Origin of the sequence: Streptomyces bluensis (assembly GCF_014650715.1) — a bacterium.
Lineage (GTDB): Bacteria > Actinomycetota > Actinomycetes > Streptomycetales > Streptomycetaceae > Streptomyces > Streptomyces bluensis.
On sequence record NZ_BMVM01000016.1, the window covers coordinates 15125 to 32483 of the forward strand.

16 protein-coding genes are annotated in these 17359 nt (G+C 70.9%); 6 read left to right on the forward strand and 10 right to left on the reverse strand.

Annotated features, from left to right (window positions below; translation table 11 throughout):
* Positions 1-43 precede the first annotated feature (43 nt).
* Positions 44-2089, forward strand: coding sequence for an NAD(+) synthase (locus IE262_RS30420; RefSeq protein WP_134041639.1), 2046 nt, complete (start codon positions 44-46; stop codon positions 2087-2089).
* A 46-nt stretch (positions 2090-2135) separates the two neighbouring features.
* On the opposite strand, the gene IE262_RS30425 is transcribed toward IE262_RS30420, so the two are convergent.
* The 8 genes from IE262_RS30425 to IE262_RS30460 all read right to left on the reverse strand — a co-directional run bounded on the left by IE262_RS30425 (position 2136) and on the right by IE262_RS30460 (position 10976).
* Entirely contained in the window at positions 2136-2930 is a 795-nt protein-coding gene (locus IE262_RS30425; RefSeq protein WP_229877590.1) for a sugar phosphate isomerase/epimerase family protein, read from the reverse strand.
* The gene (locus IE262_RS30430) at positions 2927-4870 is read right to left on the reverse strand and encodes a DUF2264 domain-containing protein (RefSeq protein WP_189878378.1); all 1944 of its coding nucleotides are present in this window, start codon (positions 4868-4870) and stop codon (positions 2927-2929) included. Before IE262_RS30430 ends, IE262_RS30425 begins: the two co-directional genes overlap by 4 nt.
* Positions 4871-4906: 36 nt before the next feature.
* A complete protein-coding gene (locus tag IE262_RS30435) occupies positions 4907-5887 on the reverse strand; it encodes a hydroxyacid dehydrogenase (RefSeq protein ID WP_189878380.1) in 981 nt (326 codons plus the stop codon).
* 47 nt (positions 5888-5934) lie between these two features.
* On the reverse strand, positions 5935-6831 hold the full coding sequence (locus tag IE262_RS30440; protein ID WP_189878196.1) for a carbohydrate ABC transporter permease: 897 nt from the start codon (positions 6829-6831) through the stop codon (positions 5935-5937).
* The gene (locus tag IE262_RS30445; RefSeq protein ID WP_189878198.1) at positions 6828-7805 is read right to left on the reverse strand and encodes a carbohydrate ABC transporter permease; all 978 of its coding nucleotides are present in this window, start codon (positions 7803-7805) and stop codon (positions 6828-6830) included. Before IE262_RS30445 ends, IE262_RS30440 begins: the two co-directional genes overlap by 4 nt.
* Before the next feature lie 9 nt (positions 7806-7814).
* A complete protein-coding gene (locus IE262_RS30450; RefSeq protein ID WP_189878200.1) occupies positions 7815-9125 on the reverse strand; it encodes an ABC transporter substrate-binding protein in 1311 nt (436 codons plus the stop codon).
* A gap of 162 nt (positions 9126-9287) precedes the next feature.
* Entirely contained in the window at positions 9288-10376 is a 1089-nt protein-coding gene (locus IE262_RS30455) for a LacI family DNA-binding transcriptional regulator (protein ID WP_189878202.1), read from the reverse strand.
* Between the two features lie 219 nt (positions 10377-10595).
* Positions 10596-10976 (reverse strand): winged helix-turn-helix transcriptional regulator, encoded by a 381-nt coding sequence (locus tag IE262_RS30460; RefSeq protein ID WP_134041633.1) that lies wholly within the window; start codon positions 10974-10976, stop codon positions 10596-10598.
* A 143-nt stretch (positions 10977-11119) separates the two neighbouring features.
* Here IE262_RS30460 and IE262_RS30465 point away from each other — a divergent pair, with 143 nt between their 5' ends.
* Positions 11120-11527, forward strand: a complete 408-nt coding sequence (locus IE262_RS30465; RefSeq protein ID WP_134041631.1) for a RidA family protein — start codon at positions 11120-11122, stop codon at positions 11525-11527.
* A 101-nt stretch (positions 11528-11628) separates the two neighbouring features.
* Here the strand turns inward: IE262_RS30465 and IE262_RS30470 are convergent, their stop codons facing one another.
* Positions 11629-11955 (reverse strand): antibiotic biosynthesis monooxygenase family protein, encoded by a 327-nt coding sequence (locus tag IE262_RS30470; protein ID WP_189878204.1) that lies wholly within the window; start codon positions 11953-11955, stop codon positions 11629-11631.
* Positions 11956-12079: 124 nt separating this feature from the next.
* Here IE262_RS30470 and tap point away from each other — a divergent pair, with 124 nt between their 5' ends.
* The 3 genes from tap to IE262_RS30485 are packed head-to-tail and all read left to right on the forward strand — an operon-like array spanning position 12080 to position 15368.
* Positions 12080-14233, forward strand: a complete 2154-nt coding sequence (tap, locus tag IE262_RS30475) for a telomere-associated protein Tap (RefSeq protein ID WP_189878206.1) — start codon at positions 12080-12082, stop codon at positions 14231-14233.
* 13 nt (positions 14234-14246) lie between these two features.
* Entirely contained in the window at positions 14247-14801 is a 555-nt protein-coding gene (gene tpg, locus IE262_RS30480) for a telomere-protecting terminal protein Tpg (RefSeq protein ID WP_189878208.1), read from the forward strand.
* 42 nt (positions 14802-14843) lie between these two features.
* The gene (locus tag IE262_RS30485; RefSeq protein ID WP_189878210.1) at positions 14844-15368 is read left to right on the forward strand and encodes a GNAT family N-acetyltransferase; all 525 of its coding nucleotides are present in this window, start codon (positions 14844-14846) and stop codon (positions 15366-15368) included.
* Between the two features lie 87 nt (positions 15369-15455).
* Here the strand turns inward: IE262_RS30485 and IE262_RS30490 are convergent, their stop codons facing one another.
* Positions 15456-15965 carry a DinB family protein gene (locus IE262_RS30490; protein WP_189878212.1) on the reverse strand — a complete coding sequence of 170 codons (510 nt, stop codon included), beginning with the start codon at positions 15963-15965 and terminating at the stop codon, positions 15456-15458.
* A 209-nt stretch (positions 15966-16174) separates the two neighbouring features.
* On the opposite strand from IE262_RS30490, the gene IE262_RS30495 reads away from it, so the two are divergent.
* Positions 16175-17359 (forward strand): SchA/CurD-like domain-containing protein, encoded by a 1185-nt coding sequence (locus tag IE262_RS30495; protein WP_373305182.1) that lies wholly within the window; start codon positions 16175-16177, stop codon positions 17357-17359.

The following is a 17359-nucleotide window of genomic DNA, read 5'->3' on the forward strand; positions in this document are numbered from 1 at the left end:
ATGCTCAGCCATAGGGAGCTGCCGGGAAGGGGCACTTCGCATCGTGAACTTCTGGTCGATCTATCAGCACGGCTTCGCACGGGTCGCCGCGTGCACAGGCCATGCGGCCATCGCCGACGCGCCCGCCAACGCGGAGGCGGTCCTGCGGCAGGGGCGCCAATGCGCACAGGAGGGGGTCGCCGTCGCGGTGTTCCCCGAACTCTGCCTGTCCGGCTACTCGATCGAGGACCTGCTGCTGCAGGACGCGTTGCTCGACGAGGTCGAGGCGGCGCTCCAGACCGTGGTGGCCGGATCGGCGGAGCTGCTGCCGGTACTCGTCGTCGGCGCCCCGCTGCGCCACCGAGGCCGGATCTACAACTGCGCGGTGATCGTGCACCGCGGGCGGATCCTCGGCGTCGCGCCCAAGTCCTACCTGCCGAACTACCGCGAGTTCTACGAGCGGCGGCAGATCGCCGCGGGCGACGACGAGCGCGGCGGGACGATCCGCGTCGGCGGCGCGACCGTGCCGTTCGGCACGGACCTGCTCTTCGCGGCCGAGGACGTCCCCGGCCTGGTGCTGCACGCGGAGATCTGCGAGGACATGTGGGTGCCGGTGCCCCCGAGCGCGGAGGCGGCGCTCGCCGGAGCGACCGTACTCGTCAACCTCTCGGGCAGCCCCATCACGGTCGGGCGGGCCGAGGACCGGCGGCTGCTGTGCCGCTCGGCGTCCGCACGCTGCCTCGGCGCCTACGTGTACGCGGCGGCCGGTCTGGGCGAGTCGACCACCGACCTGTCCTGGGACGGCCAGACCATGATCTACGAGAACGGCGTCCTGCTGGCCGAGACCGACAGGTTCCCGCAGGGCGACCAGTACGCCGTGGCCGACATCGACCTCGACCTGCTGCGCCAGGCCCGCCAGCGCATGGGGACCTTCGACGACAACCGCCGTGCCCACGCCGCCCGCACCAGCGGATTCCGGCATGTGCCGTTCCGGCTCGACCCGCCCGCGACCGACCTCGGACTGCGTCGCCGCATCGAACGGTTCCCGTTCGTGCCGGCCGACCCCGCCCGCCTCGCCCAGGACTGCTACGAGGCCTACAACATCCAGGTCGCGGGTCTGCAGCAGCGACTGGCGGCGATCGGCGGCCCGAAGATCGTCATCGGAGTGTCGGGCGGCCTCGACTCCACCCACGCGCTGATCGTCGCCGCCCGTGCCATGGACCGTGCGGGCCGCCCCCGCAGCGACATCCTGGCCTTCACACTGCCCGGTTTCGCCACCGGCGAGCACACCAAGGGCAACGCCCACAAGCTGATGCGCGCGCTCGGTGTCACCGCGGCCGAACTGGACATCACACCGACCGCCCGGCTCATGCTCCAGGAGATCGGTCACCCGTTCTCCTCCGGTGAGCCGGTGTACGACGTCACCTTCGAGAACGTGCAGGCCGGGCTGCGTACCGACTACCTGTTCCGGCTGGCCAACCAGCGCGGAGGCATCGTGCTCGGCACGGGTGACCTGTCCGAACTGGCGCTCGGCTGGAGCACCTACGGCGTCGGCGACCAGATGAGCCACTACAACGTCAACTCCGGCGTGCCGAAGACGCTCATCCAGCACCTGATCCGATGGGTCATCAGCAGTGGCCAGTTCGACGCGGAGACCAATGCGACGCTGGCCGCGATCCTCGACACCGAGATCAGCCCGGAGCTCGTGCCGGGGGAGGAACTGCAGTCCACCGAGTCCAAGATCGGCCCGTACGCGCTGCACGACTTCACGCTCTTCCACGTACTGCGCCACGGACTGCGGCCGTCGAAGATCGCCTTCCTGGCCTGGCACGCCTGGCACGACCGGGACGCCGGTGCCTGGCCGCCCGGGTTCCCCGACGCCGAACGGGTGGCGTACGACCTGCCGGAGATCTGGCACTGGCTGGAGTACTTCTGCCGCCGCTTCTTCGCGTTCGCCCAGTTCAAGCGCTCGGCCATGCCGAACGGGCCGAAGGTCCTCGCCGGAGGTTCTCTTTCACCCCGCGGCGACTGGCGCGCACCATCGGACAGTACGGCGAAGGCCTGGCTGAGAGACCTCGCCCGCTGGGACATGCCGCGCACCGGAGAGTAGCCGGTACCGGCGCTGCAGCGGGCAAGCCTCCGTCACCCGTCCCCGTTCACCCCGGGCCCCCGCCGGGTCCGGCCGCCAGGGATCTCAGGGTCCGGGCCTCGCGGGCGAGGACCTTCTCGTCGTTCTCGGGGACGAACTCCAGAAGGACGTCCAGCGGCCGGCGCCGCGCACGCAGGCGGGCCAGGACCGTACGCCACAGTTCGGCGCGGGTGGAGAGCGGATGGCGGGTGGTGCCGGGCCACCAGGAGAAGGCGTGCACGGCGGCGACCCGGTCGATCACGGTGTCGAGACCGGCGACGGCCTCCGCGTCGGGAAGGTCGAGCGGTGGCTGCCAGTAGGTGCGGACGTCGGGGTGGTCCACCGCGTTGAGCAGCCGGAGGGTGCGGTCGGCTCCGTCGGTCAGGGTGTTGCGGTGGAACTCGTAGGCGAGTTGCACGCCGGCCTCGGCCGCGAGCTTCGCCGCACGACGAGTGTCCTCGACGACCGCCGTCCGCCCCTCGGGTGACGTCTCGTCGGTACCCGTCACTCCCGCCCAGATCCGGATGCGGGGCGCCCCCAGCAGCACGGCCGAGCGCAGCACGCCGTCGAACGCCGCCGGGTCCGTGCTCCCGGCGCGGTAGTACGAACCGTACGAGGCGACCGCGAGGCCCGCCTCCTCGGTGGCGGCGCGGACCCGCGCGGCGGCGGCCTCGTCCCCCGCCGGTACGTGGATGTCGGCGCCCCACTCGACACACTCCAGGCCCGCCTCGACCGCCGCCGCGAGGACCCCGGCCACGTCCAGGTGGCGGAGCGTGACCGAGCACAGGCCCAGGCGCGGCATCACGCCGGTCACCCCGGTCATGCCGCCTCCTCGGTGACCGAGGGCACGCCGGTGCCGAAGTCGACGACCGTACGGGCCCCGTCGGCCCAGCGGACGACCACGGTGAGGCCGCTCACCTCGGCGGTGGCCTGCCCGGTGAGCGGGGACGCGCCGGGTTCGCCCGTGAGGGAGGCCAGCGCGGCGAACACCGTGCCCGCCGGTTCCGCCCCCACGGTTCCGGTGAGTTCGGGAACCAGGGCCCAGAGGCCGTAGGCCGTGCCCTGCGGTGCGCGCACCGCGCGCCGCGTCTGCCAGCCGTACAGGCCGAGCAACTGACTTGTCACCTCCGGTCCGTCGAGCCGTACCTCCGCGGCCTGTTCCGTTTCGGCGGCGGCGCCGGGCGCGCGGGCGACGGCCCAACCGCTGTGGTGGATCGGCGTTCCGGCCGGTACGCCCACGGTGCGGTGCACGCGCAGTTCGAGACGGCCGCGGGCCAGTGTGAGGCTTTCGATCCGGGCCGAGGGGAGGACGGGACCGCCCTCGGGAAACACCGGCCGGTGCCATGAGGCGAGCCAGTCGGGGCCGGCGGCGAGGGGAGTGATGCGCACGCGGGCACTACGGGTGCCGCGCGCCTGGAGCGCGATGTGGTTGTCGGGCGTGTTGGCGGCGCTGGTCGGGCCGGTGCGCGTGGAGTACGCGAGACGGGCATAGAGCGGGTTGCCGGGGGCCCGCTCGGGCTCGCGCGAGTCGAGCTTGTAGCTGCCGTGGTTGTGCAGGCGGGCCAGGCCGTCGGCGCCCGTGGTCTGGATCAGCAGCCCCGGGGCCGGAAGGGCGAGCGCACGGTCGGGCCCCTCGACGGGCGCGTCCTCCTCGGTGGCCGTCCACACCGGGTCCTCGGGCGGGAGGAGCAGCGCGAGGAAACCCTTGGAGGCCCAGTACGGGGAGCCGGGCCCGGAGTAGCGCTGGAGGGTTGCCTCGTGCGGTCCGTACCAGCCGAGGCCGAGCACGCCGTCCGGGGTCAGCGCGCCACGGTCGAGGAAGTGGCGCAGCGCCCCGCTGAGGACGCGCCGGGTGACGCCGGGGGCCAGCGGGGTCCGGCCGGTGAGGGCGCCGAGGGCCACGGCGGTGACGGCGGCGAAGCGGTACGTCAGCGAGCGCCCGTGGTGGACGGGGGCGCCGTTCGTGTCGAAGAGCAGCGCGAAGCCGTCCAGGAACTCCCGCAGCCGCGGGCCGAGCCGGTCGAGCAGCGCCTGGTCCCCCGCGAGGTGGGCGTGGAGCAGCGGGTAGAAGTGGAGGGCCCAGCCGTTGTAGTGGTCGAAGGACCGGCCGTCGCCGTCGGAGTACCAGCCCTGCCCCTGGTACCAGCCGTCCAGCAGGGTGAGCCCGCGCTCGATCGCGTGCCGGGTCTCGGCGTCGCCGCGCCCGGCGGATTCCAGGAAACCCGCGACGGTGAGCGGGAAGAGGTACCAGTTGTTGGGGGCGGGCGTGTGCCGCAGCGCGCCGCGCAGCCACCGCTCGACACGGTCCTGGTCGGCGGCGGGCAGGGTGTCCCAGGTCCAGGGCGCGGTCAGCCGCAGCGCCAGCGCCACGGACGCGGACTCCACCATCGGCTGGCCCTGGACGCCGTGGTGCCCGATCTCCGGCCAGGACTCGGCGTCGTCACGGCCGGGGGAGCGGGTGCCGCGCACCAGGCCGGCGGTGTAGCGCTCCAGGAAGCCGCGCGGGTCCTTGCCGGACGCCCCGGCCGTGCGGAACGCGGCGAGCAGGAACGTACGCGCGAACCCTTCCAGGCCGTCGGAGCGCACCCCCGACTTCGAGGGCGGTCCGGGCAGGTCGATCAGGGCGTGGCCGGGAGTGGCGTAGCGCAGGGCCGCGGTCAGCAACTGGTCGGCGGTGGCTTCCCAGTGGGCGCGGGTGTATCCGGTGTGCGGGCTGAGGGCGCGGTCTTCCTCGGGGGCCATGGGGAAGGGGTGTTCGAGCATGGGAGGGGCCACGTCTCCTGTTCGTTTCGTCGGGGCTCAGGCGAGGCGGGCCAGGTGTTCGGGCCGGACGGGATGGGCGAAGGGGCGGCCGAGGGTGTACGACTCGACCTCGGTCAGCGCCAGGTCGGCGAGGCGGCGCAGCTCCCCGCCCTTCGAGCCCGCGATGTGCGGGGTGATGAGGACGCCCGGGCAGTCCCACAGCGGTGAGTCGGCGGGCAGCACCTCCGGCTCGGTGACGTCCAGGACCGCATGGAGCCGCCCGGACACCACCTCGTCGGTGAGGGCGGCCTGGTCGACGACGGCCCCGCGCGCGGTGTTGATCAGCGTGCTGCCCGTACGCATCCTGGCCAGCAGCTGGCGGCTGACCAGGCCCCGCGTTTCGGGAAGCAACGGTGTGTGGACGCTCACGACATCGCCGGCCGTGAACAGTTCCGGAAGGGAAACCGGCTGCGCCCCGAGGTCACGTGCCTCGGTGTCCGAGACGTACGGGTCGTGGAGCAGCACGGTCAGGTCGTGCGGGCGGAGCAGGTCGATGACGCGGCGTCCGATGAGCGAGGCGCTCAGAATGCCCACGGTCCTGCGGTAGTTGCCCGCGTCCGGGTGCCGTTCGTTCCAGTCGACGCGGCGGCGTTCGAGGCGGTAGAGACGGGCGGTGTCGAGGACCCGTTTGTTGGCGAGCAGGATCATGGCGAGCGTGTACTCGGCGACCGGTACGGCGTTGGCCACGGCCGCGGAGGACACCGCGAGGCCGCGCTCCCAGCACACGGCGGTGATGTGGTGGCGTACCGTTCCGGCGGTGTGCACGACCGCGCGCAGCCGGGGCGCGGCGTCCAGTGCCGCCGCGTCGAGGGGCGGGCAGCCCCAGCCGGTGATGAGCAGTTCGGCGTCGGCGAGCGCCCGGTGTGCGGCGGGGGTGGTGAGATCGTCCAGGACGAGGTTCGGGTCGATGTCGGTGAGGGCGGCCAGCCGGGCCCGTACGTCCGTGTCGAGGACCTGTTGCGCGGTCTTCCGCGCCATGGCGAGCACGGCGCGCGGGCGGTTGTGGGACCGGAGGTCGGGGTGGGTCACTTGACGCTCCCTGCGGTCAGACCGGACTTCCAGTAGCGCTGCAGAGTGATGAACGCGACGATCAGCGGCACCACGGCGAGCAGCGAGCCGATGACGACGAGCGGGTAGTACTCGGGTGAGACGGTGGCGGAGCTGTTCCAGGTGTAGAGCCCGAGGCTGAGCGGATACAGGTGCTGGTCGGAGAGCATCACCATGGGGAGGAAGAAGTTGTTCCAGATGGCGGTGAGCTGGAAGAGGAAGACGGTGACGAATCCGGGGCCGAGCATGCGCAGGCTGACGCGGAGGTAGGTCTGCAGTTCGCCAGCGCCGTCCACCCGGGACGCCTCCAGCACCTCGTCGGGTACGAAGCCGCTGCTGAGCAGGCGGGCGAGGTAGACGCCGAAGGGGTTGAACAGGACCGGGACGAAGACCGCCCAGAACGTGTTGACCACGCCGATCCCGGAGGCCACCAGGTAGAGCGGGAGAGCCAGCACGGTCTGCGGGACCATGACCCCGGTGAGGACGAGACCGAACAGCTTCTCCTTGTGCCGGAACTCGTACTTGTCGAAGGCGTACCCGGCGGAGACGCTGATCAGTGAGCCGACGAGGGCGCCGACGACCGCGTACAGCAGGCTGTTGACGTACCACCGCCCGTAGACGCCCTCCTCCATGGAGAACAGGTCGGTGAGGTTGCGCCAGAGAGAGAAGTCCCCGAAGGAGAGGATGTCGCTGCTGAAGAGGGCGTCGGAGTTCTTGGTGGCGGCCAGCAGCAGCCACAGACCGGGCAGCAGGGTGTAGAGGGCCGCGACGAGGACGACGGTGTTGGCGACGGCACGGCTCGTGAGGCTGCTCGTGATCGACGGTCTGTTGGCGGCCGTCGGCCGTTTCGTTGGCACCAGTTGCTGTGTGGTCATCGCGCGCTCCGTTCCCTGCGGCCGGTCCACCGCGTCACGGCGTACGACAGAGCGCAGGTGACGATGAGGAGGATGACGGAAGCCGCGGAGGCCAGGCCGTAGTTGTTGCGGCGGAAGGCCGCGTCGTAGATGTACATGTTCGGGGTGAAGCGGGAGTTGACCATCGGCGTGGCCTGGTTCATCAGCATGGGCTCGGTGAACAGCTGGAGCGCGCCGATCAGCGCGAACATGCACACCATCACGACGGATCCCTTGATGATGGGCACCTTGACCATGAGCGCGGTGCGCAAGCCGCCGGCGCCGTCGATGCGCGCCGCCTCGATCACCTCGCGCGGCAGTGCCTGGAGCGCCGCGTAGAAGATCACCATGTTGTAGCCGAGGCCGCTCCACAGGGCGATGTTGACGATCGACGGCAGCACGGTGTGCATGCCCAGGAAGTCGACGGTGACGTCGGCCTGGCCCAGGAGCTTGATGACCGGGCTGAGGCCGGGGGTGTAGAGGTACAGCCAGATGACGGCGGCGATGATGCCGGGCACGGCGTGCGGCAGGTACAGCAGCATCTGCGCGGTGCGCCGCAGCCGGACCAGCCCGGAGTCGAGGAACAGGGCGAGCGCGAGCGCGCCGGCCACCACGACCGGTACGAAGATCACGACGTAGAGGGCGATGACGCCGAACCCGGACAGGAAGCTCGGGTCGTCCAGCACGGCGAGGTAGCTGCGCAGCCCGGTGAAGACGGTGGTGCCGCCGCCGAAGCCCAGCCCCTTGTGGTCCTCGCCGAAGAGGCTGAGTCCGATGGCGTAGCCGACGGGGACGAGGAACACGGCGATGAGCAGCGCCGTGAACGGGGCCAGAAGCGTGACGCAGGCGAGTATCTGCTGTCGGCGTCCGGCTTTACGGAGCCGGGCCGGGCTCGCGGCCTGCGCTGTCGCGGCCGTCCTCTTTCCTGGTTTGCCTGGGGAGATCACTGTGCTCACGGGTGCACCTCAGTGGGTAGTGACCGACAAGCCGAGGCTCTTCAGATCGGGCAGCGTCCTGCGTTCCCCTTCACGAAGCGCGCCGATGATGCTGCCGCTGCCGGCTCCGGCCTTCGCGAAGCCGTCCTCGACGGAGGTGATGGTGGAGGTCATGCGCGGCCCCCACTTCCACCGGGGGGAGATCAGCCGGGCGGACTCCTGGAAGAGGCCGAAGATGTCCTGGCCCGAGTAGTAGCTGGTGTCCATCTCCTTTCGGGCGACGGGAACCAGCTCCGGCACCACGGGGAACGCGCTGCTGATGCCGCTGGAGAGTTTGGCGCGCAGGGCGTCCGGGCTGGTGACCATCCAGGTGATGAACTCCAGCGCCTCCTTGGGATGGTTGCTGTCCTTGGTGACGGCGAAGGTGGATCCGCCCTGGGTACCGAGGGACGGCTTGGCCGGGTCCCACTGGGGGAGGGGCGCGATGGCCCACTTGCCCTTGCCGCTGGGGGTGGAGTTCATCAGCGAGCCCGCCGCCCAGGCGCCCGCCATGTAGCCGACGGTCTCTCCGCTCTGCAGATGCGCCCGCCACTGCTGACTGTCCACCGGCTCGACACGCACCAGGTCCTGGTCCACCAGGCCCTGCCAGTACGCGGCGACCTTGCGGGTCGGAGCGTCGGCCAGGGAGATCCGCCAGGCGTCGCCGGAGGTCCTGAACCACTGGCCGCCGGCCTGCCAGGCGAACCCGGCCATGTGCTGCGAGCCGTTGGTGAAGAAGCTGGCGATACGGGAACGGGGCTGGGCCTCCTTGAGCTTGCGCGCCGCGCTCTCGAACTCGGTCCAGGTCTTCGGGACGGGGATGTCGTACTTCGTGAACACGTCCTTGCGGTAGAAGAACATCATCGGCTCGATGTCCACCGGCACCGCGTAGGTGCGTCCGGCGAGGGTGGTGAGGTCCAGCGCCTGCGGGAGGATCTTCCGGCGTGCCGAGTCGGGCAGGAGATCGGTGATGTCGCGGGGCACGCCGTCGATGGCGTAGCCGGGCAGCTGGGGGTACTCCATGGTCGCGACGTCGGGCGCGTTGCCCGCGCGAGCGGCGTTGCTCAGCTTGGCCCAGCCGCCCTGCGGACCCGAGGGGACCTGCTGGTAGTCGACCCTGACCTTGTCCTGGATGCGGTTGTACTCGTCGACGACCTCCTGGGTGCCGCGCAGCGCCGACCAGAACGTGAGACGGACCGGGCCGTTCCCGGCGCTGGTGCTGCTGTCCGAGGCCGAGCAGCCCGTCATCAGGACGGCGAGAATCGTGAACAGGGCCGCTCCGGCCGTGCGGGTACTTCGCATGAGCCCCTCCCGCGTCATTGCTGGGTTACGGGCATCCTGAGCGGCGAAGAAAAAAGGGTCAAGAGACCGAACAGAAGAAACTTAAACGGTCAAACGATCAGATCTCCGAGGGGGGGCTGCGCCCTCGGGACCCTTGAGCCCTGGAACCCGTGCCTGGACGGATCAGACCGCCGCCGGGGCCGTGGACTCCCTGATCACGAGGTCGGGCAGCAGTTCCATGTGCCGGGTGGCGCCGGGCCGCAACCCGCCGCGCCCCATGTCGAGCCGGCGCAGCAGCAACTCGACCCCGCTCCGGCCCAGTTCCGCCTTGGGTGGTGCTACGGCCGTCAGGGGGACCGGCCCCATGTCGGCGACCACGTCGTTGTACGCGACCACCGAACAGCGTCCCGGCACGTCGATGCCCGCTGCCTGCAGCCGTTGCACGAGTACCAGTGCGTCCACGTCGCTGTGGATCAGCACGGCCGTGGCGCCGCTTTCCTCGACGACCTCTGCCGGGTCGACCGCCCGTGGGTCGGCGGCGTGCGGGTCCGGGCCCGCGGTGCGCGAGCTGAGGATCGTGCGGCACCCGTCGGAGAGCCCCCGGGCGGCGGTCTGCTCGGCGAACTCGGCCCGGATGACCCGGGCGGTGGGGCTGTCGTCGCGCGCCGCCAGAACGATGCGCCGGTGCCCGAGCCCGGCCAGGTGCCCGAGCGCCAGATGCACGCCGTACGCGTGGTCCGAGCGCACACAGTCCAGCGAGTAGATCCCGCTGCTCCGTGCGGGGCGCCGCTCCACCAGCACCGTGGGGACGTCCAGGGCGGCCAGCCAGGCGTGGTCCGCCTCGGCCTCGGCCCGGGTGCGCCAGTGCGGCGACAGCAGCAGTCCCCGCGCCCCGGCGTCCAGCGCCTGGCGCACCGCCTCGCGCTCCGACCCGCCGTCACCCGCGGCGATGTGCAGCGCCAGCCGTAGGCCCGCCTTCTGTGCGGCCTCCCGCGCACCCTGCACGGCCTCGGTGAGGTAGGTGTTGGTCTCGCGAACGACCATGGCGACGGCGTCACCCCCGGCGGCGACCTCCTCGGGCACCGGCCGCAGCGAACGGGCCACCCCGTGCCCGCGGCGCACCTCCCCGCGCCGGGCCAGGTCCTCGACGTCCCGGCGCACGGTCACGACGGAGACGCCGAGTTCATCGGCGAGATCGGTGATGCGTGCGACGCCCCTGTCCCGCACCGCCTCCGCGATCCGGGCCTGCCGCTTCTGCGCCGACTCCCGCATGTCCCCACCGCTCTCGTCCGCCCTGCCGCGCCCACTGCGGCGGTTCGCGCGCGATCGGTTGCGCGCGATGCGCTCATGGTACCGATCAATCGATCAAAAGGGGGGGCTAGGGCACGCTCCCGCATTGCGCGGAGGCTGTGCGCGGGGCGGGCCCTCGTGTGGTGTGCGGCGAGCCGGTGGGCGGCGGCGTACCCTGCCACCCGCCCGTGGTGCGACCCTTCAGGCGCCGAAGCGGCGGCGGGCGTCCTCGATGTCACCGAGGTACCGGTGGGTCCAGTCACACATTCCGTCGACCGTCCCGCGCAGGCCCTGGCCCGCCTCGGTGAGGGTGTACTCGACCCGCGGCGGCACGGTGGGGTGCACGCTCCGGTCGATCAGGCCGTTGCGCTCCAGCATGCGCAGGTTCTGGGTGAGCATCTTGTGGCTGATGCCCTCGATCTCGTTGCGCAACTCGCTGAAACGCAGGGTGCGTTCCCCCACGGCTTCGATGATCAGCAGCGCCCACTTGTTGGCGACGTCCGAGAAGATCTCCCGCGCCAAAGAGTCCGCGCGCCTCAGGTCCGCGTCCTCGGGCGAGCCGCTGAACTGCTTGGTCACCATAAGGTTCCCCAGTCACTGAAAAGTGCGTTCTTCCATGTCAGCGCTCACTCTCCTACGGTTCCCCAGTAACCACAAGAGAGCACGTGAGTCCTGGCTCGCTGGAAGCGGGCCATGGACTTTCCTGAAGCAAGAAGGCGAGCAACATGGCCATCACCCTCGTCAACCCCGACGGACTGCCGAAGATCGACGTGTACCGGCAGGTGTCGGTCGCGACCGGTTCGAAGCTGGTCTTCATCGCAGGGCAGGTCGCCTGGGACGCCGAAGGGGTCACGGTCGGCGAAGGTGACCTCACCGCTCAGGTCGAGCAGTGCTACCTCAACATCGGCACCGCCCTGGCAGGCGTCGGCGGCTCCTTCGACGACGTGGCGAAACTGACCGCCTACGTCGTCGACTGGACCCCCGACAAGATGCCCGCCCTCTTGGAGGGGATCTCCCGGGCGTCGGAGAAGCTGGGGGTCACCCCGGTCCCGCCGGTCACGCTGCTGGGCGTCGCTGCACTGGACATACCCGACCACCTGGTCGAGGTCGAAGCCACCGCGGTGATCGACTGATCCCTGAAGGCATGCCGGAAGCTGCCGGCCGATGCTCGGCGAGCACCGGCCGGAGCTCACCGACCCGACCTCATGACCACCGCCTTGCCCTGGCGGCCTCTCTACGCGCTGGTCGGAGCCGCCTGCTGCACGACCTCGAAGGACCACAGGGTGGACCCGCTCGCCGCCGGCCTGGGCCGCTCGCCGCTCTCGGAGCCGCCCTGGTGGGCCGCCTTCATGGGCCCCTCCAGCCAGGCCTGGAAGGACGCCTCGTCACGCCACCGTGTGTAGACGAGGTAGTTGTCGGTGCCCTCGACGGGACGGAGGAGCTCGAACCACTCGAACCCGTCGGAGCCCTCCACGGCGTGGGCACGGGACGCGAACCGCTTCTCCAGCGTCTCCCGCTGCTCGGTGGGGACGGTGAGTACGTTGATCTTGACGACGCTCATGAACCCATCCTGCCGCACTGCCATCGCCCGACAACTCAGGGCGCGTTCCGTACGCAGAACGAACGTTCCGCCGTACGGATTCCGTACGGTTCATGGAGTAGGCTGCTGCGCCAGGAGGTGCTCCATGTCCGAGTTGTTCGACGCGGTCGACGCGTTGGTCGCGTCCCGGTCGCCGCTGCCGCCGCCGGCCGAGCGCAAACGGCTGCGTCAGGCACACGGGCTGACGCTGGACGAGGTGGCCACCGCCCTGAGGGTACGGCGAGCGACCGTCAGCGGCTGGGAGGCGGGCAGGACCGAGCCGAGGCCCCCGGAGCGGGACGCGTACGCGCGCCTGTTGAAGCGACTCGCGGCGCTCTACCCCGCGGACACCGAGACCACCCCACCCGCGCAGGACACGGAGCCGGTGCCTCAGGCGGGGGCCGCGGCCAAGGCCGATGCCGATGCCGATGCAGGGAACACTCCCCGGCATCCGAGGCCGTCATCGACGTCGCGTCGTCCCGGAGTGAAGAGCGCCGCCCCTCGGCAGACCACCACGGCGGCCGCCCCCGACCCGCGGTTCGCCAACGGTCCGCTCGCCGTCATCGACGCCGACACCGACCGCCAGGTGACGGCGTACTGCGTCGGCGGCCTGGTACTCGACGTGCCCGCCAAGTCCCTTCCCGCGCTGGTGGAGTGGACGCTGTCGGAGGCGCAGCTGGGGGCGGAGCGGCTGCACGGTTCGGGGAAGGACGGCGACCCGCTCCTGGTGCTCACCGAGGCCGCGTTGGAGCGCTACGGGCTGCCGGTCACGCTGTCGGAGTCCGAGCGGCTCGCCGGACGCCTCCCGGACGGCCACAAGGTCCTCAAGCAACTCGACCGTGCGGGCTGGATGCTGACGAAGCGGGGGCTGGGGCCGTGGGCGCGGATCTACCGGCCCGCGCAGGGACGCGAGCGGCAGTGCGTGCAGCTGTGCGTCCCGTCGTGGTCCGCGCTGGACACCCGGACCTGGGGCGACGCGGCGAAGCGTGCGCCGGCGGAGCTCGCCCGGCTCCTCGGCACCTACGCGACGCGGGTGATGACGCCGCGCGGCTCCACCGCCGTGACCGGCCTGGAGCTGATGACCGCGCTGAACCCGCCCACCCGGGCGAGCCGGCCCGACGAGGACGGCAGGCGGTACAAGGAACACCGTCCCGGCTCGCTGGGCGAGCGGGCGATGGACTGCGCGCCGTGCGAGGCCCCGGACGGGCACCCGCTGCTGAGCGATCTGCCGCGCTTCCACCAGCGTGGCCCGGCGGAGATGCTGTTCGAGGAGGCGTACGACTGGGCGCGGGAGCTCACCGACGCCGAGTGCATGATGCGCTTCGTGGTCGGCATCGACGTCAACCTCGCCTTCGGCGCGGCGGCGAACGGCGCTGTCGTAGGCCTTGCGCAGCCGCCGGTCCACGTGACCGGCCCGCAGTTCGATCCGACGCTGCCCGGGGCGTGGCTGGTAGACCTTTCCCACGTCGACCTCTCCCGGGTGCTGGTCGGCAAGGAGTGGCGGCAGCTCGAAGGGAACCTCTTGCCCAGCCCGTTCACACCGACCGGCGAGCGGCCGGAGGGGCCGGCCTGGTACGCGACGCCGACCGTGGCGTACGCGGTGGAGCTCGGCTACGACATCGCCCCGATCGAGGCGTGGGTGCGCCAGGAGAAGGGCAAGTTCCTGGACGGCTGGTACAAGCGGCTCCGCAACGCCTACGTCGACACCATGGGTGACCTGGGCGTCGGCGAGAAGCTGCCCCCGGCGGAGTTCCTGCGGGCGATGGACGGCCACAAGCAGCGCGACCCGGAGATGGCGATCGTCCTGGACGCGATCAAGGCGACCGTAAAAGGCGGCATCGGCAAACTGCGGGAGCGGGCGCGCGGCGGCTGGAAGCCCGGGCAGGCGTGGCCGGCCCTCTCCAGACCGACGTGGCGTCCCGACATCCGCGCGGCCGTCATCGCCCGGGCCCGCGTCAACATGCACCGCAAGATGCTCAACCTGGCCGCGGCCACCGGCCGGTATCCGGTGGCGGTCCTGTCGGACTGCGCCGTGTACGCCGCCGACGGGCCCTCCCCGCTGGACGTCCTCCCCTACGACGCCGACGGCAAGACCGTACCCGGAAGCTTCCGCCTGGGGGTGTCGCCGGGGATGGTCAAGCACGAGGGCACCCGGACCACCCTGTGGGCCGAGGAAGTACGGGAGAAGTACGGTCGGGCCCTGAACCTCGCCCGTTACGTCAAGACGGGCGAGGTCGCCGCCAAGGACGACGGGGAGTAGGGGAGAAACGCCGATGGTCACGGTCGGGGAAGGACTCGACAAGGCGGTGCGGGCGGCATTCACACGCCCCGTACCGAAGTCGGCGGGTGCCCGCATGCGGTACCTGGTCAGACAGCTCAAGGGCACCCGGCAGGTCGCCCAGTTGTTGCGCGTCTCCCAGCGGACCGTGGAGCGGTATGTGAAGGACCAGATCAAAAAGCCGCGCCGGGACCTCGCCGAGCGCCTGGAGCGCGAGGTCCACAAGCGATGGCAGCCGCAGATCCGCGCGAAAGCCAAGCAGACCGCTGCCACGACCGGCGGCATCGTCATCGACACCCGCGCCCGTTTCGGCTACACCGCCGCCCCGGGCACCGCCGACGACCCCCGGCTCCGCCACCTCACCGTGGCACTGCCCCCGCAGCACGCCGCCCGCCTCTTCGAGGCCCAGGAATCCGGGGTCGGCGAGCAGGAGCTGCGCGACATCGCCGCCGAGGCGCTCGGCGAGGTGTACTTCCGCGACAGCGGCCGCCGCGCCCACGGCCTGGAGGTGGAGTTCAGCGACCTGGAACACGTGGAGTTCGAGCTGTAGCCGGGCCGTATGGCATCCGGTTTCTAGAGAAAAGAGCTGACGGTGGCAGATTCCGAGGCGATCATCCGCCCGGCGACCTCTCGGGACCCGGGGGCGGTGGCCGACATCTACGCGCACTACGTGCTCCACACCGTCGCCACATTCGAGACAACCGTCCCGAGTGTCGCCGACTGGGAGCGCCGGCTGGACGACCTCACCGGCCGCGGTCTGCCGTTCGTCGTCGCCGAGCTCTCCGGGCAGGTGGCCGGTTTCGCGTACGCGGCTCCCTGGCGGCCCAAACCCGCCTACTGCCACACGGTGGAGGACACGATCTATCTCGCGCCGAGTGCCATCGGCCGGGGCCTGGGCACGGCTCTGCTGCGCGAGGTGATCGCCGGGGCCGCCCACGCCGGAGTGCGGCAGATGATCGCCGTCATCGCCGACACGGGCAGCGACGCCTCAGCCGCACTGCACCGTCGCTGCGGCTTCACTGAGGCCGGCCGCCTGACCGGCGTCGGCCGCAAGCAGGGACGGTGGATCGACACGCTGCTGCTGCAACGCGACCTGACGGCGGACGAACCGGAATGAGCCGGGGCGCGGGGCCCGTGCCCCGGCCGGAACGGCGACCCTCGCGCGTCGTTTCGTGACCTGACGGCGGACAGTGAACGCCGTGGATCAGGCGCCCACGGCTCCGTCGACGCCCTCACGCAGAAAGTCCGCGTGCCCGTTGTGGCGGCCGTACTCCAGAAGCACGTGCACCATGACCATCCGCAGCGACACCTCCTCGTCCCATCTCGGCTGATACCCGACCAGGTCCAGAGAATGGGCCGCCCGCTCGATACGGCGCGAGTGCGCCACCTCGGCCTCCCAGGCCGTGAACGCCTCGGCCCTGGTCGACGCGCTCGCGTCGTACGCCGCCTGGAAGTCGATCTCGTCGGACCAGACCATGGGCGCGTCGTTGTCCTCGAACACCCGTCGGAACCAGGCACGTTCCACCTCCGCCATGTGCCGCACGAGCCCGAGCAGCGACAGCGTGGACGGCGGCATCGACTGCTGCCGCAGTTCCTCGTCGGTCAGCCCTTCGCACTTCATGGCGAGGGTCGCCCGGTGGTAGTCGAGGAACGCCCGCAGCGTCTCCCGTTCGTTTCCACAACGGGGCGGCCCTGTGCGATGGTCGCTGCTCACTGGTCGTACTCCTGTTCCGCGCCGGTCTTCCCGGCCAGTATCCCCTCCCGTCGGCTTCGCCCATGGCCGTCGGGCTGACTGCCCTCCACCCCACGCCTCATCAGGCGCAGGGCGGCTGGAGGTTCACCCGCTTGGCCCGCCTGGTTCGCGGTGCCGCACGGCACGACACACGATCGTTGCCATGCGACCGATACGGACCCCCACGTGGTGTGACGGTCCGCCCCGTTCCACAGGAAGAGGTGCCCCGGATGGCAGTCTCCCCAGCCGTATCGATGATCCCGGACGGCGTGTCCACCACCGCGTTCGACGGGTCCCGAGTGCGGGTCGTGCTGATGCTGGACATCCATGACGGAACACAGCAGGAGTTCCTCGACGCCTACGAGCACATGTGCGACCAGGTCGCCTCGGTGCCCGGGCACATCAGCGACCAGCTCTGCCAGTCCCTGGAGAACCCCACCCAATGGCTCATCACCAGCGAATGGGAGAGCGCACCGCCCTTCCTCGCATGGGTCAACAGTGAGGACCATCTGGAGATGGTCAAGCCCCTGCAGGGCTGCGTCCGTGACACCCGGTCGATGCGTTACACCGTGCTGCGCGAGACCTCCGGCAAGAACCACACGTCGCGTGCCGCGGCCCGGGAACGGCTGCAGTCCGCACCGCGCGTGGGTGCCAACACGGTCCGGCAGGCGCTGACCTTCACCGTCAAACCCGGCAGCGAGTCCAAGGTCGCGGAGATCCTCTCCGGGTATGCGTCCCCCGAGGCCCGGGTGGACGACACCACCAGGCTGCTCCGTACCTCACTGTTCATGCACGGCAACCGTGTCGTCAGAGCGGTCGAGGTACAGGGCGAGTTGCAGGCCGCGCTGCGGCACGTCGCCCGGCAGCCCGAAGTACGCGCCGTCGAGGAGGCTCTCGACCCGTATCTGGAACAGGAACGGGACCTGCGCGATCCGCAGTCCGCCCGGCTGTTCTTCACCCGGGCCGCGGTCCCCGCCGTCCACCATGTGGAGTCCGGTCGCCGGGAGGGCCCGCAGGTACAGCGGTGCGCGTTCTACTACCCGGCGAGGCCCGGCACCGGCCAGGCACTGGCCCTGCTCCTGTCGCAGCAGGACGTGGCCGCCACGGGCGACCCGGCCGGCCCCGTCCGCGCCTGCACCGTCTTCCACCGCGACGACCTCGTCGTCCGGCTCGTCGACATGGAAGGCGAACCGGACGACGCACCCGGGGCCGCGCTGGCTCTTCGCACGTCCGCCGTCATCGCCGAGGCAGGGCGAATGCTGGATGTGGAAGCACTCGGTATGGACGAGACACCGGTGGACGACCGGATGCTGCCGCTCCTCCTCACCCACGCCCGGATGAAGCACGTCACCGACCGCCAGGCGTCGGCCTCCTGA

Excerpts from the sequence above, each read along its gene's own strand:
- IE262_RS30450 (WP_189878200.1), bottom strand. The coding sequence starts at position 9,125 with ATGCGAAGTACCCGCACGGCCGGAGCGGCCCTGTTCACGATTCTCGCC.
- IE262_RS30455 (WP_189878202.1), bottom strand. The coding sequence starts at position 10,376 with ATGCGGGAGTCGGCGCAGAAGCGGCAGGCCCGGATCGCGGAGGCGGTG.
- IE262_RS30465 (WP_134041631.1), top strand. The coding sequence starts at position 11,120 with ATGGCCATCACCCTCGTCAACCCCGACGGACTGCCGAAGATCGACGTG.
- IE262_RS30470 (WP_189878204.1), bottom strand. The coding sequence starts at position 11,955 with ATGAGCGTCGTCAAGATCAACGTACTCACCGTCCCCACCGAGCAGCGG.
- IE262_RS30435 (WP_189878380.1), bottom strand. The coding sequence starts at position 5,887 with ATGGCGCGGAAGACCGCGCAACAGGTCCTCGACACGGACGTACGGGCC.
- IE262_RS30460 (WP_134041633.1), bottom strand. The coding sequence starts at position 10,976 with ATGGTGACCAAGCAGTTCAGCGGCTCGCCCGAGGACGCGGACCTGAGG.
- IE262_RS30440 (WP_189878196.1), bottom strand. The coding sequence starts at position 6,831 with ATGACCACACAGCAACTGGTGCCAACGAAACGGCCGACGGCCGCCAAC.
- tap (WP_189878206.1), top strand. The coding sequence starts at position 12,080 with ATGTCCGAGTTGTTCGACGCGGTCGACGCGTTGGTCGCGTCCCGGTCG.
- tpg (WP_189878208.1), top strand. The coding sequence starts at position 14,247 with ATGGTCACGGTCGGGGAAGGACTCGACAAGGCGGTGCGGGCGGCATTC.
- IE262_RS30430 (WP_189878378.1), bottom strand. The coding sequence starts at position 4,870 with ATGCTCGAACACCCCTTCCCCATGGCCCCCGAGGAAGACCGCGCCCTC.
- IE262_RS30425 (WP_229877590.1), bottom strand. The coding sequence starts at position 2,930 with ATGACCGGGGTGACCGGCGTGATGCCGCGCCTGGGCCTGTGCTCGGTC.